Origin of the sequence: Streptomyces sp. NPDC059994 (assembly GCF_042737755.1) — a bacterium.
GTDB lineage: Bacteria > Actinomycetota > Actinomycetes > Streptomycetales > Streptomycetaceae > Streptomyces.
Map to the genome: position 1 here is coordinate 91,581 of NZ_JBHWUR010000013.1, position 25,942 is coordinate 117,522.

Sequence of the window (25,942 nt, forward strand, 5' to 3'; positions counted from 1 at the left end):
GGAGCCGTGTCTTGTGTGAAGCGGTCGCCGTGCTGAAGGTGGAGCACGTGGCCGCCGCCCGGCGCATCCCCATGACGGAGCCCTGGTACGTAGGGGCCGTGCCCCCGGTGGTCATCTGTACCCGCCCGCGCCATGTCGGCGGCTGGCACGAATGCCGACTCCGCCCGCTGGCAGACGCATACGGGGGTGGCACGGTCGGGATTCGCTGGCGCCCCACCGGGGTGCGGATCACGCACTTCCCCGGATACGAGGGAGGGGAGCCACAGCCGTGACCACCAGGAATCCCGTCACCTCCGACCCCCGGGACCTCAACCGGCCACCCGCGTTCAGGGACCCCGACGAGATCAGTAAGGGCCTGGTCGTCTTTGACCGCGACTACGACATGCCCGGCACGGTGCGAGCGGTGGTCGGTCTCATGGTCGAGATGGAGCGCCCCACGGGCCTCATCTGGCGGTCGAATTACCGAAGACTGCGCCCTGCCTCGCCGTGGGAGCGGAGGCAGCTCGTAGCGGTCGGCAAGCTCCACCGGGTCCGTCAGCGCGGACGCTGACCCATCCGACTCCGCCCCCTGCCGGGGACGACCTGTTGACCGCTTCCCCCAACCGACCCCCGGCAGGGGCGCGGGCACCACCCCGCCCCCGTTGGACCACCCACCCACCCGCAACCGGTCGAGCGCCGACCGGGACGGGCAGGCCAGTGCACGAACGACACGAAGGAGTGCGCCACCGTGACAGCCATCTTGGACGGCCCCGCCAGCACACCCGTGAGGCGGCTGAGTTCGCTTGCGTTGGAGATCACCGGCCAGTGTCAGAACACCTGCGCATCGCACTGCTACGCCAAGTCCGGTCCGCACGGCAGCCACGGCACGATGCGCCGCGCGGATTGGTACGCGCTGCTGGACCAAGCCGCCGGGCTCGGCGTGGCCATGGTGCAGTACATCGGCGGCGAGCCGACCCTCCACCCCGATCTTCCGACGCTCATTGACCGTGCGCTGAACCTCGGTATGCGGGTGGAAGTGTTCTCCAACCTCGTGCATGTGCGCCCGTCGATGTGGCAAGCCTTGGACCGGCCCGGGGTTCGTCTGGCCACCTCGTACTACAGCAACAAAGCGACCGAGCACGAGAGGATCACCGGCGGGCGCGGTTCCTACGCCCGAACGAAGGCGAACATCACCGAGGCGATCCGCCGTGGCATCCCGCTACGTGCCTCGCTCGTGCACATCATGGACGGACAGGCCATCGAAGGTGCCCGCGCGGAGCTGCGGCAGCTCGGTGTCACGGGGGAAATCCGGCTCGACCGGGTTCGCGCCATCGGCAACGGCGACAGCGCCGGAGTCACCTTCCACGATCCGGCCGAACTGTGCGGGCGGTGCGGCGGCGACCGCGCCGCGATCAACCCGGACGGCGTCGTCACTCCCTGCGTGATGTCACGCTGGCTGACGGCCGGGAGTGTCCGGACGCAGACCCTTGCCGAGATCCTGAACGGGCCTGAGTGGGCCGACCGTATGGCCGTGATCCCCCAACGCGGCGGTAACGCGTGCGTTCCGGACTCGTGCACGCCGAAAGAGGACTCGTGCCAGCCGTCGCCGGGCGTGGTGACGGCGTGCAACCCCGACCAGGATGGGTCGGACTGTTCGCCTGCGGAAACCGAGGCGTGCGATCCCGCTTACTGAGGAGGTGCCCTGATGGACTGGGAGACACACGCGCGTCGTCTGGCGGCCGATACCGTCCGGCCTGAATCGCGCTGGTACGGTCCGCTCGCCACCGTGCCCCGGCACCTCTTCGTGCCGCGCTGGTGGGCGAACGACGGCGGCCGATGGGTGCTGCGGGACGGTCCCAGCGATCCCGAGGCGTGGGTACAGGCGGCCTACAGTGACCGCACGCTGGTGACCCGTGTGGGTCCGCTGCACGCGGACGACGCCGAGCCGGACGCCGAGATCACCACAGGGCACCCCACCTCGTCGTCAACGCTGCCGGGACTGGTCGTCTCGATGTACCGGCACGCGGTGATCGGTGACGAGTCGGAGGTGCTGGTGACGACCGGGTCGGGCTACGGCACCGCACTTGCCTGTCGGCGCCTCGGGGACAAGCGGGTGACGAGCATCGATGTAGATGCCGCGCTTGTGAAGAAGGCTGGTGACCGGCTGAAATCGGTAGGGCTGAACCCGAAGACGGCCGTCTGCGACATCACCGGCCCGCTGCCCGGGGAGTACGACCGGATCATCTCCACCGTGTCCGTACGGCCCGTCCCCGCCTCGTGGCTGGCCGCGCTCAAGCCGGGCGGGCGCCTGGTGACGACGATCGCCCGCACGGGCCTGATCGTCACGGCGGACAAGACCCCCGATGGTGGCGCGGCCGGGCGTATCGCGCTGGACGCTGCCGGGTTCATGGCCACCCGCCAGGATGACGACTACCCGCCCGGCCTCGACGCGGTGTACGAGCAGGCCAAGACAGCGGAGGGAGACGCGGTCGGCGTCGGCCGGTATCCGGTGCTGTACGTACCGGACGCATGGGACGTGTGGTCCATGCTCGAACTCTCCGTACCCGGTATCGAGCACAGGCGCACGGACGACGATGACCGGCGCACCGTGTGGCTGCTGCACCCTGACGGGTCATGGGCACGCGCGGAAGGCGTGTGGACCGACCCGCCCACGGTGCACCAAAGCGGTCCCCAACGTCTGTGGGATGAACTCGAACGCATCCGGCACCGCCTCAACCGCGAAGGCGGGCTGCCCGTCTACGGCGCACACGTCCGGATTGAGCCGGACGGCACCACGCACCTCAAGCGCGGCGCCTGGTCGGCAACCATCTGCTGACCGCCCCGCCAACGGGGCCGCGCCCCTTGGCCGCGCGGGGAACTGCGCGACCAGCCCCCACCGGCCCGCAGACAAACACGGATCCCCGGGGCGAAGCCCCGCAACGGGGTCCGGGGGCGGAGCGGCCCCCGACCCCCACCCCGGCCGCCCGCCCAGGGCTTCAGGGAAGGGGCGGGGTGGGGGCAAAACCCCCCGCCCCGGAGCCGAAACCGGCCCCGGGGCGGGGGAGATGGGCGAGCCGGGTCGGCTAGTGGTGGCGGCCGTAAGACGCCACGTAGCCCCGGGACGGGGTGCCTACGCCCGTCACGTCGTCGTAGCCGCGCACCGCGTGCAGCGAGCTGTCCTTGCCCAGCGTGCGCACCGACGTCGCGAGACCGCCCGACGCGTCGACGCTGTTCACGAAGTCCACCCGCGCCACCGCGAGGTCACGCGCACCCAGCGGGTGGTCCGTGACGTCGTGGTACAGGGGCGAGCCGTAGCGCGCGTAGATCGACGGGTTCGCGAAGCCGATCGGGAAGTGCCGGGCCTGCTGCGCCAGCGCCTGGACGCCCGCGATGACCGGCGCCGCCAGCGACGTGCCGCCGATGCGGTACTCGTCGTACTTCACCGCACCATCGGGGAACGTCTGCGTCTGGCCGACGAGGAAGCCCGTGTTGGGGTCCGCGACCGCCGCGATGTCCGGGATCGTGCGCATGCGCGACGAACCGTTCGCCTTCGCCAGCGAGTCCGGGACCACTCCGCGCTGGTAGAACGGCTGCTTCACCGTCGAGCTGGTGCCGCCGCCCGCGCCCGAGGTGTACGCGCCGGGGAAGGCCGTCCAGCTCTTGCCGTCCGCCGCCAGCGAGGACTTCAGCGTTCCCCAGCCCGTCTCGAACTTGTACGTGTCGCCCTTGCCGACCGCCAGCGAGGTGCCGCCGACCGCCGTCACCCACGCCGAGTTGGCCGGGGTGTCGACCTGCTTCTTGCCGGTGTTGGCGACCTCGTCGCCGTCGTCGCCGGAGGAGAAGTAGAAGCCGATGCCCTCGACCGCGCCCAGCTTGAACGTCTGGTCGTAGGCCGCCGCGACGTCCGGCGTCTCGTTGGCCTCGATGTCGCCCCACGAGTTGGAGACGATGTCGGCCAGGTGGCTGTCGACGACCTTGTTCAGCGCGTCGAGCAGATCCGGGTCGTTGCAGGACGCGCCCGCCACGTACACGATGTCCGCGTCCGGCGCGACCGCGTGCACGGCCTCGACGTCCAGCGACTCCTCGCCGTACCAGCCGGCCGCGTCGCACGCCTCCACGCTGTTGTAGTCGGCGGGCTTCACCTCGCTGTACTGGCCGTGCCTGTACGACTTGTCGCCGTTGCGCAGCGCGTACCGCTGGGCGTCCTTCGCCATCGTCGGCGAGGCGTACGCGTCGGTGATCGCGACGGTCACGCCCTTGCCGGTGTAGCGGCCCGCGCCGTACGCCGCCCGCAGCTGCTTGCCCGTGTACCCCTTGACCGCGTACGGGACCTTGGTGCCGTACGCGTCCGGCAGGGTGGTGGCGATGTTCGAGCCGTAGTACGTCGAGAACGGCCCCGAGTTCTTGAAGGCCGGGCCCGGCGCGGGCAGCGTCTCGTGGTGCGTCGCCTTGTGCGGGGCGTTGTCCAGACCGGTCACGGTGAGCACCGCGTCGGCCAGCGCGCCCGGCGCGGAGGCGGTCTTCACCGGGGCGCGGTAAGTGCGCCCGCTCTTGCGGTAGTTGTGGAGGGGGGTGGCGAACGCCTTCTCGGCGGCGGCCACGTCGCCGGAGACCGAGATGTAGTGCTGGTTGGCGCCAGTGACGGTCAGCCCGGCCGACTTCAGCCAGCCGGTGACCGCCGCGATCTGCTCCTTGGTCGCCCCGAAGCGCTGCTGCGTCTGCGCGGGCTCAAGGAACTTCCCGTACGACGCCGAGCTCGGGTCGGACACGGCCGCGGCGTACGCGGCGAGGCCCTTGGCGTCGCGGCCCGCGAGGTAGACCCGCGCGTCGACCTTGTTCGTGGTCGCCGTGGCGCCCTGGTCGGCGGCGCCGGTGGCCCACGCGGGCTTGGTGCCCGTGAGGGCGGCCCGCCCGGACGGCACGGGGTCCGCCGCGTGGGCGGACGGTATGCCGAGAGCGAGCGCGCCGGCGAGCAGAGGCAGTGTGGCTGCCATGCTCACGGCACGCCGCCTGGTGCGGCTGGTTCTCAATGTGACCCCCTGCATGAGGCTCTTCACCTGGGAGGCATGCGCTCTTGATCTGCACATGCACAGCGTCACTCTGGTGAGGAACGGTTCATGCGGGGGACATGTGAGTCCCAAGAGAAACCCAAGTCCCGCCGGGGTGGCGGGACTTGGGTTCTTTTGGTGACTGAAATGCCGACTCGGGCGGATTGTGTACGCCGCCCGGACCGGGGCCGCTCACCGCGTTACGTACGCGGGGTGGCCCCCCGCGCCTTAAGCATCCCGGCCATCAGGTCGATCTCCGACTGCTGGGAGTCGACCATGCCCTGCGCCAGAGCGCGCTCCACCCCGGTCGTACACCGCTGGGCGCACCCCTGGGCCATGTGGATACCGCCCTTGTGGTGCTCGGTCATCAGCTGGAGGTAGAGGATCTCCGCCTGCTTGCCGTCGGCCGCGCGCAGCCGGTCGAGCTCGGTGTTGGTCGCCATGCCGGGCATCAGCGCGCCGTCCGCGCCGCGCTCGCTGCCCATGCCCATCCAGGCCATCGGCAGCCGGTCCGGCTCCGACTTGGGCAGCCCCCACAGGTCGAGCCAGCCGATCAGCATGCCCCGCTGGTTGGCCTGGGTGTTGGCGATGTCGTACGCGAGACGGCGGACCTCCTCGTCCTTGGTGCGGTCGCGCACGACGAACGACATCTCCACCGCCTGCTGGTGGTGGACGGCCATGTCGCGCGCGAATCCCGCGTCCGCCGAGGCCGCCACCGGGGTGTGCTCGGCCGGCTCGGAGTCCCCGCCGGTGGCACTCGCGACCGTGGCCACCGTCGCGAACACCAGGGCCGCCACGACCGCCGCGAGGGACGCCCAGTAGGTGCGGTTCACTTCTGGTCCAGCCCGCCGGTGCACGCCGCGCCCGGCTCCGGCGTCTGCGCGCCCTGCACGTACTTGGCGAAGAACTGGTTGACCCGCGGGTCGTCCGCGCTGGTCACGGTGACCTGCTTGCCCCAGGCACTGAGCATGATCGCCCCGGCCTGGTCCTGGTAGGGGCTCATCAGCGAGTACGGCGTCTTGGAGACCTTGTCGGAGAGCTTCTGCACATCGGCGGCGGGCGCCTTGTCGTTGTACGTCACCCACACCGCGCCGTGCTCCAGCGAGTGCACCGCGTTCATGTCGGGGAGCGCCTTCTTGTAGACGACGCCGCCGCAGTTCATCCACACCTGGTTGTGGTCGCCGCCGACCGGCGGCTTCATCGGGTACGACACGGTCTTGGTGACGTGGTTGCGGCCGAGCTTCTTCGGGTCCCAGTCCTTCTCGCCGGCGATGCTCGCCTTGGCGTCGGCGGCCTTCTGCGCCTGCTGCTTGTCCTTGTCGTCGGACTCCTTGTTCAGCAGGTACGCGCCGACGCCGACGAGCCCGGCGACGATCGCCACCGACACGGTGACGGCGACGATCTTGTTGCGCCGCTCGCGGGCCTGCTCGGCGCGGCGCATCTCGGCTATCCGCGCCTGGCGGGAGTTCTTCGATTCCTTGGTGGCCATGGGGGCTCAAGTCCTTCTGGTGATGGGGGAGTCGGGGGAGGGTCTTCGGACCCCGCGAGGCCCGTTGCCGCTCAGGGGCGCGGGGCTGTGTCATGTGCGGCTCCGCCGCGATGGGGGTCCCCCCTGCTCGAGCGCAGTCGAGAGCTTGGGGGCGCGACCAGCCCAGGACGGTCCGCAGCCGAACAACCGCACAACCAGCGGAGCTACGTCCGCAGAACTTGAAGGACATGCAGGTCAGGGGCCCGGGGCCGAGCCCCGCCCCGAACAGGCGCCCCCGAGGGGCAGACCGCGGCGGCCCGCACCGCATGCCCGGCCCCCGGCGCCGAGGTGTCGATCGGCGGCGGCGCCGTGAGCACGGCCGGGTCGGCGTGCGGGAAGAGCCCGCAGTCGCCCCGGTCGTACGGACAGCTGTACTGCGCCGCGCCGCTCACCGGCACGGCGTGGTGGGCCCTGGGGGCCGGGTCGGCGCTCGCCGCGCCGCCCGCGGTGAGGCAGAGGAAGAGCGCGCCGAGGAGCGTCGCCATGGCGCTCACCAGCGCCACAGGACGTGAGATGCGAAGGCGTCGCACTCCCCCCATAGGCGCAGATGCTAAGCGAGGGAGCGCGACGCGCGGCAGGGCGGGGTCGGCCAAGATCCGGCCGTCCGGCCGGAACCGGGCCGCCACGCCCCGGGCAGCCGCCCGGGGCGGATCCGTCGGCGGCCCGGCCCGGACCCGGGGGTCAGCCCACGTGGACGCGCGGCCGCCGCTTCAGGTCCGGTTCGGCGCGGCGCAGCACCTCGCGGGTGACCGGGGCGACCTCGCCGTCGCCGAAGACCAGGAAGCGCAGCAGATGGCTGAGCGGGTGGCCCTCGGTCCAGTTGAAGTACGCGTGCGGCACCTCGCCGGTGCGCTCGCGCAGCTTCATCATCACCGCCGCGATGGTGTTGGGCACCACCGCGCCCTCCACCCGCAGCCTGCGCACCCCGTGCTTCTCGTCGCCGTGCACGGTCAGCTCGGTGGTGAAGTCCGAGGAGTTCTGCACGAACACCTCCAGGAACAGCACCGGCCGCCCGTCCGGGATGTGGGTCTCCTCGCGCTGGCTGTACTCCTTGGCGCGGTACTCCCGGGTGCTGTGCTCCTGCGGCTCGTTGGCGATCAGCCGCAGCGGCCCGCTCGCGGCCGCCTCGTCGATGAACCGGCTCGCCGCCTCGTCGAAGGTCACCTCGGTGGCCCGCAGCTCGAACGCCCGGTGCACCCGGGACGCGAACGACGACAGCAGGATGGCGAGGATGAACAGCAGCGCGATCTTGAGACCGTCGGGCCGCTCGATGACATTGGTGACCAGGGTGTACGCGAAGACGGCGGTGATGGCGCCGAACCCCAGAGCGGCGGCCCGCCTGCCCCGGTGCAGTACGGCGACGGTCGAGGCGAACGACGCCGACAGCATCAGGACGAGCACCCCGGTCGCGTACGCGCCGCTCTGCGCGTCGACGTCGGCGTCGAACCACCAGGTGATGAAGAAGGCGATCGCCACGAAGATCAGCACCAGCGGGCGCACCGCGCGGGTCCACTCCGGGGCCATGCCGTAGCGCGGCAGATAGCGCGGAACGAGGTTGAGCAGCCCGGCCGTCGCCGACGCCCCGGCGAACCAGAGGATCGCGATGGTCGACACGTCGTACACCGTGCCGAACGCCTCGCCCAGGTGCTGGTGGGCGAGATAGGCGAGCGCGCGGCCGTTGGCGTCGCCGCCCGTCTTGAACTCCGCCTCCGGGATGAGGATCGTCGTGGCGAGGCTGGAGACCAGCAGGAAGCCGCTCATGACGAGGGCCGCGGTGGTGAGCAGCTTGCGGGTGTCGCGGATACGGCCGAGCGGCTTGGCGTACGTGTCGGAGGCGTCCCCCGTGATCTGCGGCATCACCGCCACGCCCGTCTCGAAGCCGGACATGCCGAGCGCGAGCTTGGGGAAGACGAGCAGCGCCACGCCGACCATCGCCAGCGGCGAGGAGTGCTCGGCGCTGACCGCGTGCCACCAGTCGTCGACCACCACCGGCTCGGTGGCGATCTTGCCGACGGCGGTGGCGAGGACCACCAGGTTGAGCGTCAGATAGACGGCCACCAGCACCACGGCGATGCCCATGGCCTCCTTGAACCCCTTGAGGAAGACCGCGCCGAGGGCGGCGACCAGGGCCAGCGTGATCCAGAGGTTGGAGCCGTGCAGCCAGTCGGGGGCGAAGGGGTTCTCCACCACGTGGGCCGAGGCGTCGGCCGCCGAAAGGGTGATGGTGATCATGAAGTCGGTGGCCGCGAAGCCGAGCAGCACCAGGACGAAGATCTTCCCCGCCCACCAGGGCAGCAGCCGCTCCAGCATGGCGATGGAGCCTTCGCCGTTGGGGGACTCCTTGGCGACGCGCCGGTAGACCGGCAGCGCGCCGAGCAGGGTCAGCGCGATCAGTACGAGAGTGGCCATCGGCGAGAGCAGTCCGGCCGCGAGGGCCGCGATGCCGGGCTGGTAGCCGAGGGTGGAGAAGTAGTCCACACCCGTCAGGCACATCACCCGCCACCACGTGTGGCCCTTGTGCTCCTGCGGCGGGGTGCCGTGCGGGCCGGGGTGGCGCGCGGAGTTCTCGGACAGGCCGTCCAGGAGCCAGGCCCGCCAGCGGCGGACGGCCGGCTCCCGGGCAGGCGGGGCGGCGACGGTATCCGGGGGCTCCATCTGGGTGCCGGTCATCCTGCGGTTCTCCATAGACGTACTCGTTGGCAGTACTCGGGTCCGTGCCCGGTGGCCGTGATCGACCGTTGCGGGGACGTTTCTGCATGCGACGAGGAGCGAGTATCCCCCACAGCCTCGCCCCGGGCGGCACCTGGTGCGACTGTGGGGAGGTGACGTGCCGCAGGTCATAGCGGGTGCGTAATGTGGCGGTAATCCCGGGCCTTGATACTGATGCTTCCCCCTCATGCCCGGGCGGTGGTGCACAGACCGTCTGAACTGCAAGGATGTGGCTATGGACAAGCAGCAGGAGTTCGTGCTCCGCACTCTCGAAGAGCGTGACATCCGGTTTGTGCGTTTGTGGTTCACCGATGTGCTCGGCTTCCTGAAGTCGGTCGCGGTGGCTCCTGCCGAACTGGAGCAGGCGTTCGACGAGGGCATCGGCTTCGACGGGTCGGCCATCGAGGGCTTCGCCCGGGTGTACGAGTCCGACATGATCGCCAAGCCGGACCCGAGCACGTTCCAGATCCTGCCGTGGCGCGCTGAGGCCCCGGGCACCGCGCGGATGTTCTGCGACATCCTGATGCCCGACGGCTCCCCGTCCTTCGCGGACCCGCGCTTCGTCCTCAAGCGCATCCTCGCCAAGACCTCGGACCTGGGCTTCACCTTCTACACCCACCCCGAGATCGAGTTCTTCCTGCTGAAGGACAAGCCGCTGGACGGCACCCGCCCGGTGCCCGCCGACAACTCCGGCTACTTCGACCACACCCCGCAGAACGTCGGCATGGACTTCCGCCGCCAGGCGATCACCATGCTGGAGTCGATGGGCATCTCGGTCGAGTTCAGCCACCACGAGGGCGCGCCGGGCCAGCAGGAGATCGACCTCCGCTACGCCGACGCGCTCTCCACGGCCGACAACATCATGACGTTCCGCCTGGTCATGAAGCAGGTGGCGCTTGAGCAGGGCGTCCAGGCGACGTTCATGCCGAAGCCGTTCTCGGAGTTCCCCGGCTCCGGTATGCACACCCACCTCTCCCTCTTCGAGGGCGACCGGAACGCGTTCTACGAGTCGGGCGCCGAGTACCAGCTCTCCAAGGTCGGCCGCTCCTTCATCGCGGGCCTGCTCAAGCACGCCGCCGAGATCTCGGCCGTCACCAACCAGTGGGTCAACTCCTACAAGCGCATCTGGGGCGGCTCGGAGCGCACGGCGGGCGCGGGCGGCGAGGCCCCCTCGTACATCTGCTGGGGCCACAACAACCGCTCCGCGCTGATCCGTGTACCGATGTACAAGCCCGGCAAGACCGGCTCCTCCCGCGTCGAGGTCCGCTCCCTGGACTCCGGCTGCAACCCGTACCTGGCGTACTCCCTGCTCCTCGCGTCCGGCCTCAAGGGCATCGAGGAGGGCTACGAGCTCCCGGCGGGCGCCGACGACGACGTCTGGGCGCTCTCCGACTCCGAGCGGCGCGCGATGGGCATCGAGCCGCTGCCGCAGAACCTCGGCGAGGCGATCTCGCTGATGGAGCGCAGCGAACTGGTCGCCGAGACGCTCGGCGAGCACGTCTTCGACTTCTTCCTGCGCAACAAGAAGCAGGAGTGGGAGGAGTACCGCTCCGAGGTCACCGCGTTCGAGCTGCGGAAGAACCTGCCGGTGCTGTAGAGGCGGTACGGGTAGTAGGGGCATTCGGGTGAGCCCGGCGGGCGGGTCGGTCCGCCGGGGTATGTCATGGCAGGGGCGGTCGGAAGCCGCCCCGCGCCATGCACTGCGAGGAGCACTCCCATGACCCAAGGCCTCAAGACGATCATCTATCCCGTCAAGGACATCGCCCGGGCGAAGGCCCTGTTCGGCGGCCTCCTGGGCGCCGATCCCGTGATGGACGAGCCGTACTACGTGCAGTTCAACGCGGGGGGCCAGGAAGTTGGCCTCGACCCCAACGGCCACGGCAAGGGGATGACGGGGCCGGTCCCGTACTGGCATGTCGACGACATCAAGAAGTCCGTGAAGACGCTGCTCGAAGCCGGCGCGGAGTCGCTCCAGGACGTCCAGGACGTCGGCGGCGGCCGGCTGACGGCGTCGGTGAAGGACGCCGACGGCAACGTGATCGGGCTGGTCCAGCCGTCCTGAGTACGTACGGGAGGCCCGCCCGGGCGCGTGGGGCGGGCCTCCCGGCGCGTCCGGGACCGGCGGCCGGGGGAATACCGCCCGGCGGCGGCCGGTTGCGGCTGCTGGGAGCCAGCCGGTCCCGCCGTGCGACCAGAGGATTGAGCATGCCGTTCGTCCATGTCGAGTACTCGGAAGGTCTCGCCGAGACCTTCGACCGCCAGGCCTTCGCGCGCGAGGTGCACGCCGCCGCGCCGGGCATCGTCGACGCCCCGGCCGTGGCCTTCAAGACCCGCTTCCGGCGGATAGAGGAGTCCTACTTCGGCGAGGGCGACGAGAACATCGACGCCCTCTTCATCCAGCTCTCGATCCTCACCGGCCGCACCCGGGAGGCCCGCGAGAAGCTCGCCGAGACGGTCCGCGACATCGCCCTCAAGCAGGTGACGGCCCCGGAGGGCCGCCGGCTGCACGTCATGGTCGAGGTCCGCGAGATGGAGCGGGAGTCGTACCGCTTCCACAAGGACTGACCGCCCCGCCCTTCCCGCCCCCCGGCGCCGCTGCCGTCCTTGGCCCCGTGTCCGTATGGATGGATGAATGGCGTGCGTCGGGGGGCTGTACGGCCCCGCCGCCCCCGGCGCCGCCCCCGCCCGGCCGATCAGCCCAGATACGCCGGCGCCAGACCCGCCGTCAGCAGCCGGTGCGGGCTGCCCGTGCCGTCCGCCGGGAGCGTGTACAGGTCGGCCCCGTAGTCGCCCGGCAGGGAGTACGTCACCGTCCTGTCGTCCTGCCAGACCAGCTGGTCGTCCACGCTGCGCGGCTCCGCCAGGGCCGTCTCGTGCATCGTGGCGAGGTCCAGGACGTACAGGCGCCAGGGCGCGTCCGCCGGGAGGCCGGGGACGCGCTTCTTGAAGGCGAGGCGGGTGCCGTCGGGGGAGAGGGACGGGCACTCCAGGTTGGTGCGGAGTGTCGTCACCTTGCGGGAGGGGAGGTCGCCGCGGACCAGATACGTCTTCTTGCCCGTCGCCATCGTCGCGTAGAAGTGCTCGTCGTCGGCGAAGGTGACGCCCCAGAAGTTCACATCGGAGGCGCGGTACGGGTGTCCGTCGCGCTCGATCGCGAAGTCCTCCAGCGTCTTGGTCAGTTGGCCCGTGCGCGTGTCCAGGATCGCCGTGCGGGTGGAGAAGTTCGTGCCCGCGTACGAGTCGCCGCCCACGAAGACCGTCCAGGCGGCCAGATGGCCGGACGGGGAGACCCGCGCCCGGGTCGGGATGCCCGGCAGGCTGTAGTGGGCGCGCTCCTTCAGCCGCGCGTCCAGGATCACCGCCCGGTAGCCGTCCTGCACCGCGCCCCGCTCGGCCCGCAGGCACACCCCGGTCCCGGCGGCGGCGTAGAAGCGCAGGCACTTGACCCCGGAGGCGGTGCGCGGCCCCGCCGGGCCGGCGGCCGGGACCGTGGCGAGCTCGTCGCGGTGCGGGCCCCAGGCCATGTTGCGGAAGACGATCCGGCGGCCGGAGTCCGGGGCGAGCGAGACCTGGCCGCCCTTCACCGGCGGGCCGCCCGCCTGCACCTGGTTCCTGCGGTCCTCGCGGGCCGTCGCGTGCAGCACGGACGCGGTGGCCACGCCCGCGAGGACGACCAGGGCCGTCACGAGGACGATCAGTTTGCTGCGGAGGGTCATGCGGGCCTTCCCCCGTCGGTTTCGGACGTGGCCGCCGGGCGCAGCAGAACCGCCCCGGCCGCGCACACCGCGAGCGCCACGGCCGCCGTGGACAGGGCCGTGCGGTCGCCCCACGCGGTCCAGGCCGCGCCGAACGCGATCGAACAGACGAAGCGGGCCGACGCCTGGCCGGTCTGGATCAACGCCAGCCCGCTGGAGCGGAGTCCGGCCGGGACGGCGCCCGCCGCCGCGGCCATCAGGACGCCGTCGGTCGCCGCGTAGAACAGGCCGTGCAGGGCGAGGACGACGTACGGGAGCGCCGCGCCGCGCCAGCCCGGCAGCAGCAGGGCGTACGCGCACAGCAGGGCCGCGTGGCCGCCGAGGAAGACCTGCCAGCGGCCCACCCGGTCGGCGAGGCGGCCCAGCGGGACGGCAAGCAGCAGGAACGCGGCGGCCGTCCCGAGCGGCAGCAGCGCGAACCAGCGGTCGGGCACGTCCAGGCGCCGCTGGAGCAGGAGGTAGACGAAGGAGTCGCTGACCGTGGCCAGGCCCAACAGCAGGGCGCAGAGGGCGAGTCGGCGCACCTCGCGCTCGCCGAGCAGGGCGAGGGCCGCCTTGAGCGAGGCGCGCGGCGCGTCGGGGGCCCGTTCGGGGGCGGTGCGCGCGGGGACGAACAGCACCAGGACGAGGACGCCGACCGCCGCCACGCAGAAGCTCACCGTGAAGACGGCGTCATAGCCGTCCACCGCTTGACGGAGGATCAGAAACGCTGCCAGCGGCCCGAGCAGCGCGCCCGCCGTGTCCATCGCGCGGTGCACGCCGAACGCCCGCCCGCGCGCCTCGGGCGCCGAGGCCAGCGAGATCATCGCGTCGCGCGGCGCCGTGCGCAGCCCCTTGCCGGTCCGGTCGGCCGCGAGCACCGCGCCGATCACCGGCAGCGAACCCGCCACCAGGAGCAGGGGTTTGCACACCGCCGACAGGCCGTAGCCGAAGACCGCGACGGCCTTGTGGCGCCCGCCCCGGTCGGCCAGGTGCCCGCCGATGAGCCGGACGAGCGCGCTGAAGCCGTTGTAGACGCCGTCGAGCAGGCCGAAGCCGAGCGGCGACAGACCGAGGCCGGTGACCAGGTAGAGCGGCAGGACGGCGGTGACCATCTCCGAGGAGACGTCGGTGATCAGGCTGACCGCGCCGAGCGCGAGCACGGTCGGGGCCACGGCGGACCGCCGCCCGGGGGTGAGCCGGGCGGCGGGGGCCGCGGGAGTGCTGCGGCTGTCTGCTACGTACACGTCAGGAGGCCCAGATGCCCGTGATGTCCGAGGCGTTGGCGGCCTGGCCGGCGTGCGTGGTGCCGTACATGTCCTCGATCGTGCGCAGGACGTTGTAGTGGTTGTACGTCGTCGAGGACGACGAGCCCGGGATGACCTGCTGGCCGTAGAGGACGGTCGCGATCTTGTTGCCCGCGAGCCGGTTGTCCTCGTCGAAGGTGACCACGAGCAGGCTGTTGTGGGTCTTGGCCCAGTCCGCGTACGCCTTCAGGTTGTTCTTCAGCCAGGTGTCACCGGTCGAGACCGAGCAGTCGTGCATGTCGCTGCACAGGTTCGGCACGACGAAGGAGACCTGCGGCAGCGTGGTGAAGTCGGTGGGGAACTGGGTCATCGTCTTGGCCGTGGAGGTCGGCACGTTGCTGAAGGCGAACCAGGGGTTGTGCTTGCGGGCGTACTTGCCGCTGCTGCACGTGGTGGAGCCCTGGCTGGGCAGGGTCTCGTTGTAGCTGCCCCAGGTCTTGCCCGCGGCGATCAGCTCGGAGCCCAGGTTGGCCGCGGAGCTGAAGCCGGGGGTGTAGCAGCTGTCGTCCGTGACGCCCTGGTTGCTGCCCGAGAAGAGCTGGAGGTAGTTGGGCTGGCTCGGGTGCGTGACGCCGAACGACTGCGTGAGGTTGGCGCCGCCGCTCTTGAGCGAGTTGATGTAGGGGGCGCTGGAGCTGCCGATGACCTGGTTGTACGCGTGGTTCTCGAAGACCACGACCACGGTGTGGTCGGGGGTGGGCACGGTCGCCGTCGTCGAGGCGGCGGACGTGCCGCCGAGCCCGGCCCACAGGCCGGCGGACGCGGCCGCGAGGCCGACGGCGGAGAAGAGGGCGGTGCGGGTACGGCGGCGGGGTATGGACCAGCCGGACACGGCGGTACCTCCGGTGAGGGGGAATGTGGGGGGCGGTGCACCGAGAGGTTAGGGCGGGCAGTTGAAGACGGGAAGATCCGTGCGGGTGAAGGACTGGGGAACGGTTGGGTGAGATTGTGGCTGCGGACCGTGCGGGGTTGCTCGCGCCCACGCGGCGGAGCCGCAAATGCCACAGCCCCGCGCCCCTGGGTGGTCAGGGGCGCGGGGAACTGCGCGAGCAACCCAGCACGGTCCGCAGCCGAAATGCGCCCTTGTTCGATGGTTATGCCCCGTAGAAAAGGCGTTCTACCACCGCTCGCGCCCGCCGCGTCACACGGCGGTAGTCGTCCAGCATGTCCCCGACGTGGCCCGGCTCGTAACCGAGGTAGCGGCCGACCGCCGCCAGCTCCCGCCCGTCGGACGGGAACGTGTCACCCGCACGCCCCCGCACCAGCATCACCCCGTTGCGCACCCGCGTCGCCAGTACCCACGCGTCGTCCAGTATCACCGCGTCCTCGGTGGAGATCAGGCCCGCCGCGTGGGCGGCGGAGAGCGCTTCCCGGGTGCGGGTGGTGCGCAGGCCCGGCTCGGCCCAGCCGTTCTGCATCTGGAGCAGCTGGACCGTCCACTCGACGTCCGAGAGGCCGCCGCGCCCCAGCTTGGTGTGGAGCGTGGGGTCGGCGCCGCGCGGCATCCGCTCCGACTCCATCCGGGCCTTGAGGCGCCTGATCTCGCGCACCGCGTCGTCCCCGAGCCCCTCGGCCGGGTAGCGCAGCGGGTCGATCAGCTCGATGAACCGCCGCCCCAGCTCCTCGTCGCCCGCCATCGGCTCGGCGCGCAGCAGCGCCTGGCTCTCCCACACCAGGGACCAGCGGCGGTAGTACGCGGCGTAGGAGGCCAGGGTGCGCGCCATCGGGCCGCTCTTGCCCTCCGGGCGCAGATCCGCGTCGATCAGCAACGGCGGGTCGGCCGTGGGGAGTTGGAGCAGCCGGCGCATCTCGGCGACGACCCGGTTGGCGGTCTGCGTGGCCTCCTGCTCGTCGACGAACTCGCGCGGCTCGTGGACGAACAGGACGTCCGCGTCCGAGCCGTAGCCCAGTTCGTGCCCGCCGAAGCGGCCCATGCCGATGACCGCGAACCTGGTGGGCAGGAGCTCGCCCCACTCCGCCCGCACGGCCGCCCGCAGCGCGCCCGCGAGCGTCGCCGCGTTCAGGTCCGTCACCGCGTTCCCGACCCGGTCGACCAGCGCCCCCGGGTCCTCCTCGGCGGGGCGTTCCTCCGTGCCGTACGAGCCGATCAGATCGGCCGCGGCGGTGCGGAACAGCTCTCTGCGCCGTACGCCACGGGCCGCCGCGACCGCGCCCTCGGCGCTCTCGGAGCGGCCCACCGCGGCCAGTACCTCCTGCTCCAGCGGCTCGCGGACGCGCGGCTTGAGGCCCTCCGGGTCGCCCAGGATCGCCACCGCCTCCGGGGCCCGCAGCAGCAGGTCCGGGGCGAGGCGGCCGGCCGAGAGCACCCGGGCCAGGTTCTCCGCCGCCGCGCCCTCGTCGCGCAGCAGCCGCAGGTACCAGGGGGTCTTGCCGAGCGCGTCGGAGACCTTGCGGAAGCCGAGCAGGCCCGCGTCCGGGTCGGCCGAGTCGGCGAACCAGCCGAGGAGGACCGGCAGCAGGGTGCGCTGGATGGCGGCCTTGCGGGTCACGCCCGAGGAGAGCGCCTCCAGATGTCTCAGCGCCGCGGCCGGGTCCGCGTACCCCAGGGCCTCCAGTCGCTGTCCGGCCGCGCGCGGGCTGAGCCGGGTCTCGCCGGGGGAGAGCTGGGCGACCGCGTCGAGCAGCGGCCGGTAGAAGAGCTTCTCGTGCAGCCGCCGCACCACGGAGGCATGCTTCTTCCACTCCCGGTTGAGGGTGCTGACCGGCTCGGTGCGCAGGCCGAGCGAGCGGCCCAGACGGCGCAGATCGGCCTCGTCCTCGGGCACCAGATGGGTGCGGCGCAGCCGGTACAGCTGGATGCGGTGCTCCATCGCGCGCAGGAAGCGGTACGCGTCGTCCAGCTGGGCGGCGTCCGCGCGCCCCACGTACCCGCCCGCCGCGAGCGCGCCGAGCGCGTCCAGGGTGGTGCCGCTGTGCAGGGTCGCGTCGCCGCGCCCGTGCACCAGCTGGAGCAGCTGTACGGCGAACTCGACGTCCCGCAGCCCGCCCGGCCCCAGCTTCAGCTCGCGGTGGACCTGGGCGGCCGGGATGTTGTCGACGACCCGGCGGCGCATCTTCTGCACGTCGCCGACGAAGTTGTCGCGCTCGGCGGCCTGCCACACCAGCGGCGACACCGCCTCGATGTACGAGGCCCCCAGCTCCGGGTCCCCGGCCACCGCCCGTGCCTTGAGCAGCGCCTGGAACTCCCAGGTCTTCGCCCAGCGCTGGTAGTACGCGAGGTGCGAGGAGAGCGTGCGCACCAGCGGGCCGTTGCGGCCCTCGGGGCGCAGATTGGCGTCGACGGGCCAGATGGTGCCCTCGACGGTGGTCTCCGAGCAGATCCGCATCAGGTGCGAGGCGAGCCGGGTGGCGGCCTGGAGCGCCTTGCGCTCGTCGGCGCCTTCCGCGGGCTCCCCGACGAAGATCACGTCGACGTCGGAGACGTAGTTCAGTTCGTGGCCGCCGCACTTGCCCATCGCGATCACCGCGAGCCGGCATATCGCGGCGTCGTCGGGGGCCGCGGTCCGGGCGATGGCGAGCGCCGCCCGCAGCGTGGCGGTGGCCAGGTCCGCGAGCTCGGCGGCCGTCTCGGCCACATCGGTCGTCCCGCACACATCGCGGGCCGCTATGGCCAGCAGGCAGCTGCGGTAGGCGACCCGCAGCGAAACCGCGTCCTGGGCCCGCGCCAGGCCCCGCTCGAACTCCGCGACCCCCGGATGCAGGTCCACGGCCTCGTAGGTGACGAGCGCGTGCCAGTCGCGCGGATGCCGCGCCAGATGGTCACCGAGCGCCTCGGAGGCCCCCAGGACCCCCAGGAGGCGGTCCCGCAGCGGCTTGGCGGTGATCAGGGTGTCGAGCAGCGCCTGCCGCTCGGCCGGGTCCTGTGCCTCCACGATCCGTACCAGCCCGGCGAGCGCCAGATCGGGGTCGGCGGTCGCCCCCAGCGCGTCCAGGAGCACCGGATCGGTCCGTACGGAGGCGAGCTCCGGGGTGTCGAGCAGCCGCTCGGCCGCCGACGGATCGGTGAACCCGAACCGCAGCAGCCGTGTGAAGGTGCTGCTCCTGCGCCCCGGCACCGCCGTCATCCCGCCTCCCACTGCCACCGCGCCCGGCTCCGCGCCGGATCAAGGTCGGATCCGAGCCTATCCGCAGGGAGCCGGGTCAGGGCAGGCGAGGAACGGCTACGCGCGTACGGGGCCGGCGGCCGCGCGGGCGCGTGGCGTGTCCTCGGGCCGCCTCGCCAGGCGGTGCGGCAGTTTCCCGTACCAGGCGTACGAGACGAGGAAGCCGAAGGCCAGGCAGAGGATGCCGCCCACCGCGTCCAGCCAGAAGTGGTTGGCCGTCGAGACGATGACGACCAGGGTCGCCGCCGGGTAGAGCAGGCCGAGGATCCGTGCCCAGGGCGCCTTGGCGAGCGCGAAGACCGTCAGGCCGCACCACAGCGACCAGCCGATGTGCATGGACGGCATCGCCGCGTACTGGTTCGACATGTTCTTCAGGTCGCCCGAGGCCATCGAGCCCCAGGTCTGGTGGACCAGGACGGTGTCGACGAAGTTCCCGCCGTTCATCAGGCGGGGCGGGGCCAGCGGGTAGAAGTAGTAGCCCACCAGGGCCACGCCGGTGGTGGCGAAGAGGATCAGCCGGGACGCCGCGTAGCGGCCGGGGTGGCTGCGGAAGAGCCACACCAGGACACCGATCGTGACGATGAAGTGGAGTGTGGCGTAGTAGTAGTTCATCCCGGTGATCAGCCATGTCACCGAGTTGACGCCGTGGTTGACGGACTGCTCCACCGCGATGCCGAGGTGCTGCTCGACCGACCAGATCCAGTCGGCGTTGTCGAGCGCCTGCGACTTCTGTTCGGGGACGGCGTTGCGGATCAGTGAGTACGTCCAGTAACTCACCGCGATCAGGAGGACTTCGAACCAGATCCGGGGGCGGCGCGGGGTGCGCAGCCGTTGGAGCAGCGTGGTGGGCGGTGCCGGGACCGGCGGCGTCGGCGCTTCGGTGACGTGCTCTTCGGAAACGGGTGTGGGCGCAGCCGACGCGGCGGCCGACGGGGTGTCCGCCGTACCTTCCAGAGTCTTCACGGTCATTTCACCCATAGCGAGAGAGTCTGCCAGATGGACCCACGCCCCGCAGATCGTCCTCCGGTCGCGTTCGGTCCGGATTTCTACTCCCTGTGGAGGACTCCTTACGGAGGAGAGGCCGACTCTTCCCCCGATTTTATGCCGAACCGGGCAGCCGTCCCACTGGAGAGCTACTTGGGAGCCGGTCCAGAAGCGGTTGAACCACGTACCACCAGCTCGGGCATGAACACGAACTCGCTGTGCGGGGCCGGGGTGCCGCCGATCTCCTCCAGGAGGGCGCGGACCGCCGCCTGCCCCATGGCCGTCACCGGCTTGCGGATCGTGGTCAGCGGGGGATCGGTGAACGCTATGAGCGGGGAGTCGTCGAAGCCGACCACCGAGATGTCCTTCGGCACGTCGAGCCCGGCCTGGCGGGCCGCCCGGATCGCGCCCAGCGCCATCATGTCGCTGGCGCACACCACCGCCGTGCACCCCGCCGCGATCAGCGCGGTGGTCGCGGCCTGACCGCCCTCAAGCGTGTACAGCGAGTGCTGGACCAGCGCCTCGGCCTCGGCCGGGGTCAGCCCCAGCGAGTCCTCCATCGCGGCCGTGAACCCCTCGATCTTGCGCAGCACCGGCACGAACCGCTTGGGGCCCACGGCGAGCCCGATGCGGGTGTGGCCGAGGGCTGCGAGGTGCGTGACCGCGAGCCGCATCGCCGCCCGGTCGTCGGGGGAGATGAAGGGTGCCTGCACCTTCGGCGAGAAGCCGTCCACCAGCACGTACGGCACGCCCTGGGCGCGCAGCTGCTCGTAGCGGTCCATGTCGGCCGTGGTGTCGGCGTGCAGCCCGGAGACGAAGATGATGCCCGAGACGCCCCGGTCGACCAGCATCTCGGTGAGCTCGTCCTCGGTGGAGCCGCCGGGCGTCTGGGTGGCCAGGACCGGGGTGTACCCCTGGCGGGTGAGGGACTGGCCGATGACCTGGGCGAGCGCCGGGAAGATCGGGTTCTCCAGCTCCGGCGTTATCAGACCGACCAGACCGGCGCTGCGCCTGCGCAGCCGTACCGGCCGCTCGTAGCCGAGGACGTCGAGTGCGGCAAGCACGGATTCACGGGTGCCCGCGGCCACACCGGGCTTGCCGTTGAGCACGCGGCTGACTGTGGCTTCGCTGACCCCCGCCTGGGCTGCGATGTCGGCAAGCCGTGCGGTCACGGGATTGGACTGTACCGGTCGCACGTCAGATTGCCCACCAGACCGCTGATTCGGCGGGGATCGTGACGTTACCGCCGGTGAACTCCAGCGCCGAGGTCGAGAGCAGTGGCCGTCCGGGCACTGGAAGTTGGGCCGCCCCGGCGCCCGTGTTGACCGTGCACACGAACCCCGGCCGCGTGAACGCCAGCACGTCCCCGGGCGCCTGGAGCCACTCCATCTCCCCGTCCCCGAGCCCCGGCAGTTCGCGGCGCAGGGCGAGGGCCGAGCGGTAGAGCTCCAGGGTCGAGCGCGGGTCGCCGGTCTGCGCCTCGACGGACAGACCGCGCCAGGAGCCGGGCTGGGGCAGCCAGCTGCCGCCGCTGCCGAAGCCGTACGAGGGCCCCTCGGCGGTCCACGGGATGGGCACCCGGCAGCCGTCCCGGAACCCGTCCTGGCCCTCGGCGCGGAAGAAGGACGGGTCCTGGCGCACCTCGTCGGGCAGGTCGGTCACCTCGGGCAGGCCCAGCTCCTCGCCCTGGTAGACATAGGCGGAGCCGGGCAGCGCCAGCATCAGCAGGGCCGCGGCCCTGGCCCGGCGCAGGCCCTGCTCGCCGCCGCCGTAGCGGGTCGGGTGGCGCACCACGTCGTGGTTGGAGAGCACCCAGGTGGTGGGCGCGCCCACCGAGCGGGTCGCGGCGAGCGAGGCGTCGACGACCGCGCGCATCTGTGCCGCGTCCCACGGGCAGTTCAGGAACTGGAAGTTGAAGGCCTGGTGCAGTTCGTCCGGGCGTACGTACAGGGCGAGCCGCTCGGGCGAGGGCGCCCAGGCCTCGGCGACCGCGATGCGCTCCCCCTCGTAGGAGTCGAGCAGCCGGCGCCAGGTGCGGTGGATCTCGTGGACGCCGTCCTGGTCGAAGAACGGCAGCTCCTGGGCGCCGATCAGCTTGGCCTGCTCCCGGGCGCCGATGTCGGGCAGTCCGGCCGCCTTCACCATGCCGTGGGCCACGTCGATACGGAAGCCGTCGACGCCGAGGTCGAGCCAGAAGCGCAGCACCGACTCGAACTCGGCCCGCACCTCGGGGTGTTCCCAGTTGAGGTCGGGCTGCTCCGGGGCGAACAGGTGCAGATACCAGTCGCCGTCCTCGGTAGGGGTCCAGGCCGGGCCGCCGAAGACCGACTCCCAGTCGTTGGGCGGAGCGGCGCCGCCCTGGGCGGGCACGGCGGCCCGCTTGCCGGGGTGGAAGTGGTAGCGGTCGCGCTCGGGGCCGCCGGCGAGCGCCGCGCGGAACCAGCTGTGCTGGTCGGAGGTGTGGTTGGGGACGATGTCGACGATCACCCGCAGGCCGAGTCGATGGGCCTCGCGGACCAGGTCGTCGGCGTCCTGGAGGTCCCCGAAGAGCGGGTCGACGGCCCGGTAGTCCGCCACGTCGTAGCCGCCGTCGGCCTGTGGGGAGGCGTAGAAGGGGGTGAGCCAGACGGCGTCCGCGCCCAGCTCGGCGAGGTGCGGCAGGCGGGCCCGGATGCCGGGCAGGTCACCGATGCCGTCGCCGTCGCCGTCCGCGAAGGAGCGGACGTACACCTGGTAGATGACGGCGTCGCGCCACCAGGGGGTACTCCCGGGGTCCCGGCCCTGGCCGCGGCCCGCGACGGCGGTGGTCGTGGTGAGCTCCTGCGTCATAAACGGGTCCCTCTCCAGTGGCCTGCGCGATGTTCTGCGTTCTGCGACTACGGGATCAACGCCTCTGCATCCCGAAGGTAACAGTCCTGCAAGGTCTTGCGGAAGCCTTGCAAAGGCGGTGCCGACCTCCCGGACGTGCCCATGGGGTACGGAGAAGCCTCCTGACAAGGTGCGCATCGGCAACCGTGTGGACACGTGGATGTAACGATCGACCGGCCTTGCAGAAATTCTTCGCAAGGTCTTTCGGTCTTCTTTCATCCTTGTTACGTTCCTGGCGATCCGGCGCCGTGATGGCGCGGCACCCGTTGAAGGAGTTCACATGCGACGTGGCATAGCGGCCACCGCGCTGGTCGCGGCCCTGGCGCTCGCGGCGACATCTTGCGGCGACAGTGACAGCAGTGACAGCGGTGACAAGAAGAGCTCGGGCGAGCTCTCCGGCACCGTCACATGGTGGGACACCTCGAACGACACCGAGAAGGCGACGTTCAAGAAGATCGCCGAGGACTTCCACGCGCAGCACCCCAAGGTCACCGTCAAGTACGTCAACGTGCCGTACGGCGACGCGCAGAACAAGATCAAGAACGCTTTCAGCAGCGGCTCCGACGCGCCGGACGTCATCCGCGCCGACGTCGGCTGGGTCGCCGACTTCGCCTCCCTCGGCTACCTGGACAAGGTCCCGGACGCCAAGGCCAAGGAAGTGGACTCCGCCTTCCTCAAGCAGGCCGCGGCCAGCGGCAGGTACGACGGCCAGATGTACGCCGTCCCGCAGGTCATCGACACCCTCGGCCTCTTCTACAACAAGAAGATGCTGAAGGACGCGGGCGTGCAGCCGCCGAAGTCCCTCGAAGAGGTGAAGACGGCCGCCGCGGCCATCAAGTCCAAGACCGGCAAGACCGGCCTGTACCTGCGCGGCGACGACTCGTACTGGTTCCTGCCGTTCATCTACGGCGAGGGCGGCGACCTCGTCGACGCCAAGAACAAGAAGGTCACCGTCGACTCCCCGGCCGGGGTCAAGGCCTTCAAGGCCGCCCGGGACCTGGTCACGTCCGGCGCCGCGATCACCAACGCGACCGACGGCTGGAACAACATGGAGACCGCCTTCAAGTCGGGCAAGGTCGCCATGATGGTCAACGGCCCCTGGGCCGTGGCCGACGCCTACGCCGGCGACGAGTTCAAGGACAAGGCCAACCTCGGCATCGCCGCGGTCCCGGCCGGCTCGGCCGCGCAGGGCGCCCCGCAGGGCGGCCACGACCTCGCGGTCTACGCGGGCTCCAAGAACCGCGACGCCTCGCACGCCTTCGTCGACTACCTGACCTCGCAGACCGTCCAGGTGCAGACCACCAAGGCGCTCAGCCTGCTGCCGACCCGGACCGCCGCGTACGACCAGCCGGACGTCAAGTCCAACGAGATGGTCCAGTTCTTCAAGCCGGCCGTCGACAAGGCCGTCGAGCGCGCCTGGATCCCGGAGAACGGCGCTCTGTTCGAGCCGCTGAAGCTCCAGTTCACCAAGGCCGTGACCGGCGCCTCCTCGCCCGAGGACGCGGCCAAGGCCTCCGCCACCGCCTTCCACAAGATCCTCAAGGACTGGAAGTAGCGGACGGGCAGCGGGAGACGGGTACTGACTGACATGACTGTCCACACCGGCCAGTCGACGGCGAAGGCCGCGGGCGAGGGCGCCCGCGGCCGGGGCCGCGCGACCGGCGAGCGCCCCGGCCGGCTCCGGCGGGCGCTCTCGACGCACTGGTACGCCTGGACGATGGTCGCCCCCGTGGTGATCGTCCTCGGCGTGATCATCGGATGGCCGCTCGGCCGCGGCATCTACCTGTCGCTGACCGACGCCAACGAACGCAACGTCGGCCGCACGATCGGCGCCAACCACATCGACGCGACGTACAAGTTCGTCGGTCTTGACAACTACGTCGATGTGCTGAACGACCCCGTGTTCATGCAGCGGCTGGTGTGGACCATGGTGTGGACGGTGTGCTGTGTCGCCTCCACGTTCCTGCTCGGCCTGGTGCTGGCGAACATGCTCAACCGGGAGTTCCGCGGCCGTGCGGCCTACCGGATGATGCTGATCCTGCCGTGGGCGGTGCCGGGCTTCGTCTCGGTGTTCGCCTGGCGCTTCCTCTTCAACCGCGACAACGGCCTCCTGAACAAGGTCCTGGACGGCGGCGGCATCTCGGCGGTGCCGTGGCTGGACGACCCGACCTGGGCGAAGTTCTCGGTCATCGCGGTCAACGTCTGGCTCGGCGTGCCGTTCATGATGGTGGCGATCCTGGGCGGCCTGCAGTCGATCCCGGGCGAGCTGTACGAGGCGGCGGAGATGGACGGGGCCGGGCCCTGGAAACGCTTCGTCTACATCACGGTCCCGGGCCTCCGCGCGGTGTCTTCGACGGTGATCCTGCTCTCCACGATCTGGACGTTCAACATGTTCCCGGTGATCTTCCTGCTCACGCGGGGCGGGCCGGGCGACTCGACGGAGATCCTGGTGACCCAGGCGTTCCGGGAGGCCTTCGTGGAGAGCCCGCGGGACTTCGCGGGGTCGGCGACGTGGGGCGTGCTGATCCTGGCGGTGCTGATGATCTTCGCCTTTGTGTACCGGCGGTCGCTTCGCAAGCAGGGAGAGGTGTGGTGACGATGTCGTCGCAACGGGGTAAGCGGTCACCGTTGGCTTCGGTCGGCCTGCACGCCACACTCATCGGGGCGTCGGTCATCGCCGTCTTCCCCGTCCTGTGGGTGCTGCTGACGTCGCTGAAGCCGGCGAAGTACGCGATCACCACGGACTTCTTCAAGGACACGACGCTCGACAACTACCGCTATCTGGTGGACAAGACGAGCTTCTTCACCTGGTTCGGGAACTCGGCGCTGATCGCCGGGGTGACGACGCTGCTCGGCGTCTTCATCTCCGCGACCACGGGCTACGCGGTGAGCCGCTTCAAGTTCCCCGGCATGCGCCCGCTGATGTGGACGCTGCTGGTCACCCAGATGTTCCCCATGGCGATCCTGATCGTCCCGCTGTACAACCTGATGGGCCAACTGGGGCTGCTGAACCAGCCGGTGGGCCTGATCATCACGTATCTGACGATCGCCGTCCCGTTCTGCGCCTGGATGATGAAGGGCTTCTTCGACGGGATCCCGGTGGAGATCGACGAGTCGGGACGGGTGGACGGGCTGAACCCGTTCGGCACGTTCTGGCGCCTGATCCTGCCGCTGGCGAAGCCGGGCCTCGCGGTGACGGCGTTCTACTCCTTCATCACGGCGTGGGGCGAGGTCGCGTACTCGTCGGCGTTCATGGTGGGCGACGAGAACCTGACGCTGGCGGGCGGGCTACAGACGTTCGTGACGCAGTACACGGCGAACTGGGGGCCGATGACGGCGGCGTCCGTGCTGATCGCGGTGCCGGCGGCGGTGTTCTTCCTGTTCGCGCAGAAGCACTTGGTTGCGGGGATGACGGCGGGGGCGACGAAGGGGTGACGTGTTTATACCCCCACCCCGCCCGTTCCCGCTGTGCCATGTGCGGCTCCGCCGTGTGGCCTCCGGGGGTGGGTGGGGGGTTGAGGTGGTTCTCCCGGGGGCCGCGCCCCCGGACCCCGGGGAGGGGCTGCGCCCCTGCACCCCCACGTGGCGGCTCCGCCCACCGCACCCCAGGCGGGGGCGGCGGCCCCTGCGCCCCCCCCACCTCTGTGCCCCGGCCGGTGGG

22 protein-coding genes are annotated in these 25,942 nt (G+C 70.9%); 10 read left to right on the forward strand and 12 right to left on the reverse strand.

From position 1 onward, the window contains the following. The first annotated feature begins 11 nt into the window (after window positions 1-11). The 4 genes from ACFWA7_RS10255 to ACFWA7_RS10270 all read left to right on the forward strand — a co-directional run bounded on the left by ACFWA7_RS10255 (window position 12) and on the right by ACFWA7_RS10270 (window position 2,815). Entirely contained in the window at window positions 12-272 is a 261-nt protein-coding gene (locus tag ACFWA7_RS10255) for a hypothetical protein (RefSeq protein WP_385822180.1), read from the forward strand. Continuing rightward, a complete protein-coding gene (locus ACFWA7_RS10260) occupies window positions 269-550 on the forward strand; it encodes a hypothetical protein (RefSeq protein ID WP_385537167.1) in 282 nt (93 codons plus the stop codon). The genes ACFWA7_RS10255 and ACFWA7_RS10260 overlap by 4 nt, the downstream gene beginning before the upstream one ends. Window positions 551-727: 177 nt before the next feature. Then, on the forward strand, window positions 728-1,672 hold the full coding sequence (locus ACFWA7_RS10265; RefSeq protein ID WP_385822182.1) for a radical SAM protein: 945 nt from the start codon (window positions 728-730) through the stop codon (window positions 1,670-1,672). Between the two features lie 12 nt (window positions 1,673-1,684). Then, window positions 1,685-2,815 carry a protein-L-isoaspartate(D-aspartate) O-methyltransferase gene (locus ACFWA7_RS10270; protein WP_385822185.1) on the forward strand — a complete coding sequence of 377 codons (1,131 nt, stop codon included), beginning with the start codon at window positions 1,685-1,687 and terminating at the stop codon, window positions 2,813-2,815. 247 nt (window positions 2,816-3,062) lie between these two features. Here ACFWA7_RS10270 and ACFWA7_RS10275 read toward each other — a convergent pair whose 3' ends face one another. From ACFWA7_RS10275 to ACFWA7_RS10295, 5 genes are all read right to left on the reverse strand, one after another. Next, entirely contained in the window at window positions 3,063-4,973 is a 1,911-nt protein-coding gene (locus ACFWA7_RS10275; protein WP_385822188.1) for a protease pro-enzyme activation domain-containing protein, read from the reverse strand. A gap of 254 nt (window positions 4,974-5,227) precedes the next feature. Continuing rightward, complete coding sequence (locus ACFWA7_RS10280) at window positions 5,228-5,860, reverse strand: DUF305 domain-containing protein (RefSeq protein ID WP_385822190.1); 633 nt, start codon at window positions 5,858-5,860, stop codon at window positions 5,228-5,230. Then, entirely contained in the window at window positions 5,857-6,516 is a 660-nt protein-coding gene (locus tag ACFWA7_RS10285) for a DUF3105 domain-containing protein (RefSeq protein ID WP_385822193.1), read from the reverse strand. Before ACFWA7_RS10285 ends, ACFWA7_RS10280 begins: the two co-directional genes overlap by 4 nt. A gap of 203 nt (window positions 6,517-6,719) precedes the next feature. After that, window positions 6,720-7,040 carry a hypothetical protein gene (locus ACFWA7_RS10290; RefSeq protein ID WP_385537151.1) on the reverse strand — a complete coding sequence of 107 codons (321 nt, stop codon included), beginning with the start codon at window positions 7,038-7,040 and terminating at the stop codon, window positions 6,720-6,722. Between the two features lie 196 nt (window positions 7,041-7,236). Further along, entirely contained in the window at window positions 7,237-9,225 is a 1,989-nt protein-coding gene (locus ACFWA7_RS10295) for an amino acid transporter (RefSeq protein WP_385537148.1), read from the reverse strand. Window positions 9,226-9,499: 274 nt separating this feature from the next. Here ACFWA7_RS10295 and ACFWA7_RS10300 point away from each other — a divergent pair, with 274 nt between their 5' ends. From ACFWA7_RS10300 to ACFWA7_RS10310, 3 genes are all read left to right on the forward strand, one after another. Further along, window positions 9,500-10,861 (forward strand): glutamine synthetase family protein, encoded by a 1,362-nt coding sequence (locus ACFWA7_RS10300; RefSeq protein WP_371652380.1) that lies wholly within the window; start codon window positions 9,500-9,502, stop codon window positions 10,859-10,861. A gap of 120 nt (window positions 10,862-10,981) precedes the next feature. Next, window positions 10,982-11,326, forward strand: coding sequence for a VOC family protein (locus ACFWA7_RS10305; protein WP_385537144.1), 345 nt, complete (start codon window positions 10,982-10,984; stop codon window positions 11,324-11,326). A 143-nt stretch (window positions 11,327-11,469) separates the two neighbouring features. Continuing rightward, a complete protein-coding gene (locus tag ACFWA7_RS10310) occupies window positions 11,470-11,829 on the forward strand; it encodes a 5-carboxymethyl-2-hydroxymuconate Delta-isomerase (protein WP_385822195.1) in 360 nt (119 codons plus the stop codon). Between the two features lie 128 nt (window positions 11,830-11,957). On the opposite strand, the gene ACFWA7_RS10315 is transcribed toward ACFWA7_RS10310, so the two are convergent. The 7 genes from ACFWA7_RS10315 to ACFWA7_RS10345 all read right to left on the reverse strand — a co-directional run bounded on the left by ACFWA7_RS10315 (window position 11,958) and on the right by ACFWA7_RS10345 (window position 22,242). Next, entirely contained in the window at window positions 11,958-12,980 is a 1,023-nt protein-coding gene (locus ACFWA7_RS10315; RefSeq protein ID WP_385537138.1) for a TolB family protein, read from the reverse strand. Next, window positions 12,977-14,245: an MFS transporter gene (locus tag ACFWA7_RS10320; protein ID WP_385537135.1), complete on the reverse strand. Its 1,269-nt coding sequence runs from the start codon at window positions 14,243-14,245 to the stop codon at window positions 12,977-12,979. Before ACFWA7_RS10320 ends, ACFWA7_RS10315 begins: the two co-directional genes overlap by 4 nt. Before the next feature lies 1 nt (window position 14,246). Continuing rightward, entirely contained in the window at window positions 14,247-15,137 is an 891-nt protein-coding gene (locus ACFWA7_RS10325) for an alkaline phosphatase family protein (protein ID WP_385537132.1), read from the reverse strand. Window positions 15,138-15,399: 262 nt separating this feature from the next. Beyond that, a complete protein-coding gene (locus tag ACFWA7_RS10330; RefSeq protein ID WP_385549627.1) occupies window positions 15,400-18,390 on the reverse strand; it encodes a bifunctional [glutamine synthetase] adenylyltransferase/[glutamine synthetase]-adenylyl-L-tyrosine phosphorylase in 2,991 nt (996 codons plus the stop codon). A gap of 96 nt (window positions 18,391-18,486) precedes the next feature. Beyond that, window positions 18,487-19,407: a phosphatase PAP2 family protein gene (locus tag ACFWA7_RS10335; RefSeq protein ID WP_385822197.1), complete on the reverse strand. Its 921-nt coding sequence runs from the start codon at window positions 19,405-19,407 to the stop codon at window positions 18,487-18,489. A gap of 155 nt (window positions 19,408-19,562) precedes the next feature. After that, window positions 19,563-20,585 (reverse strand): LacI family DNA-binding transcriptional regulator, encoded by a 1,023-nt coding sequence (locus ACFWA7_RS10340; RefSeq protein WP_067160863.1) that lies wholly within the window; start codon window positions 20,583-20,585, stop codon window positions 19,563-19,565. A gap of 25 nt (window positions 20,586-20,610) precedes the next feature. Continuing rightward, window positions 20,611-22,242, reverse strand: coding sequence for a glycoside hydrolase family 13 protein (locus ACFWA7_RS10345; protein ID WP_385822199.1), 1,632 nt, complete (start codon window positions 22,240-22,242; stop codon window positions 20,611-20,613). Window positions 22,243-22,561: 319 nt separating this feature from the next. Between ACFWA7_RS10345 and ACFWA7_RS10350 the strand changes: the two genes are divergently transcribed. Genes ACFWA7_RS10350 through ACFWA7_RS10360 form a run of 3 tightly spaced genes read left to right on the forward strand, consistent with a single transcriptional unit; the run spans window position 22,562 to window position 25,716 of the window. Then, on the forward strand, window positions 22,562-23,836 hold the full coding sequence (locus tag ACFWA7_RS10350) for an extracellular solute-binding protein (RefSeq protein ID WP_385549617.1): 1,275 nt from the start codon (window positions 22,562-22,564) through the stop codon (window positions 23,834-23,836). 33 nt (window positions 23,837-23,869) lie between these two features. Next, window positions 23,870-24,877, forward strand: a complete 1,008-nt coding sequence (locus ACFWA7_RS10355) for a carbohydrate ABC transporter permease (protein ID WP_385549614.1) — start codon at window positions 23,870-23,872, stop codon at window positions 24,875-24,877. A gap of 2 nt (window positions 24,878-24,879) precedes the next feature. Further along, window positions 24,880-25,716 (forward strand): sugar ABC transporter permease, encoded by an 837-nt coding sequence (locus ACFWA7_RS10360; protein ID WP_385549611.1) that lies wholly within the window; start codon window positions 24,880-24,882, stop codon window positions 25,714-25,716. The last annotated feature ends 226 nt before the right edge of the window (window positions 25,717-25,942 follow it).

Coding starts and splice junctions, on each gene's coding strand:
- ACFWA7_RS10310 (WP_385822195.1), top strand. CDS start 11,470: ATGCCGTTCGTCCATGTCGAGTACTCGGAAGGTCTCGCCGAGACCTTC.
- ACFWA7_RS10350 (WP_385549617.1), top strand. CDS start 22,562: ATGCGACGTGGCATAGCGGCCACCGCGCTGGTCGCGGCCCTGGCGCTC.
- ACFWA7_RS10300 (WP_371652380.1), top strand. CDS start 9,500: ATGGACAAGCAGCAGGAGTTCGTGCTCCGCACTCTCGAAGAGCGTGAC.
- ACFWA7_RS10275 (WP_385822188.1), bottom strand. CDS start 4,973: ATGGCAGCCACACTGCCTCTGCTCGCCGGCGCGCTCGCTCTCGGCATA.
- ACFWA7_RS10330 (WP_385549627.1), bottom strand. CDS start 18,390: ATGACGGCGGTGCCGGGGCGCAGGAGCAGCACCTTCACACGGCTGCTG.
- ACFWA7_RS10285 (WP_385822193.1), bottom strand. CDS start 6,516: ATGGCCACCAAGGAATCGAAGAACTCCCGCCAGGCGCGGATAGCCGAG.
- ACFWA7_RS10305 (WP_385537144.1), top strand. CDS start 10,982: ATGACCCAAGGCCTCAAGACGATCATCTATCCCGTCAAGGACATCGCC.
- ACFWA7_RS10360 (WP_385549611.1), top strand. CDS start 24,880: ATGTCGTCGCAACGGGGTAAGCGGTCACCGTTGGCTTCGGTCGGCCTG.
- ACFWA7_RS10315 (WP_385537138.1), bottom strand. CDS start 12,980: ATGACCCTCCGCAGCAAACTGATCGTCCTCGTGACGGCCCTGGTCGTC.
- ACFWA7_RS10355 (WP_385549614.1), top strand. CDS start 23,870: ATGACTGTCCACACCGGCCAGTCGACGGCGAAGGCCGCGGGCGAGGGC.
- ACFWA7_RS10295 (WP_385537148.1), bottom strand. CDS start 9,225: ATGACCGGCACCCAGATGGAGCCCCCGGATACCGTCGCCGCCCCGCCT.
- ACFWA7_RS10290 (WP_385537151.1), bottom strand. CDS start 7,040: ATGGCGACGCTCCTCGGCGCGCTCTTCCTCTGCCTCACCGCGGGCGGC.
- ACFWA7_RS10270 (WP_385822185.1), top strand. CDS start 1,685: ATGGACTGGGAGACACACGCGCGTCGTCTGGCGGCCGATACCGTCCGG.
- ACFWA7_RS10345 (WP_385822199.1), bottom strand. CDS start 22,242: ATGACGCAGGAGCTCACCACGACCACCGCCGTCGCGGGCCGCGGCCAG.
- ACFWA7_RS10335 (WP_385822197.1), bottom strand. CDS start 19,407: ATGGGTGAAATGACCGTGAAGACTCTGGAAGGTACGGCGGACACCCCG.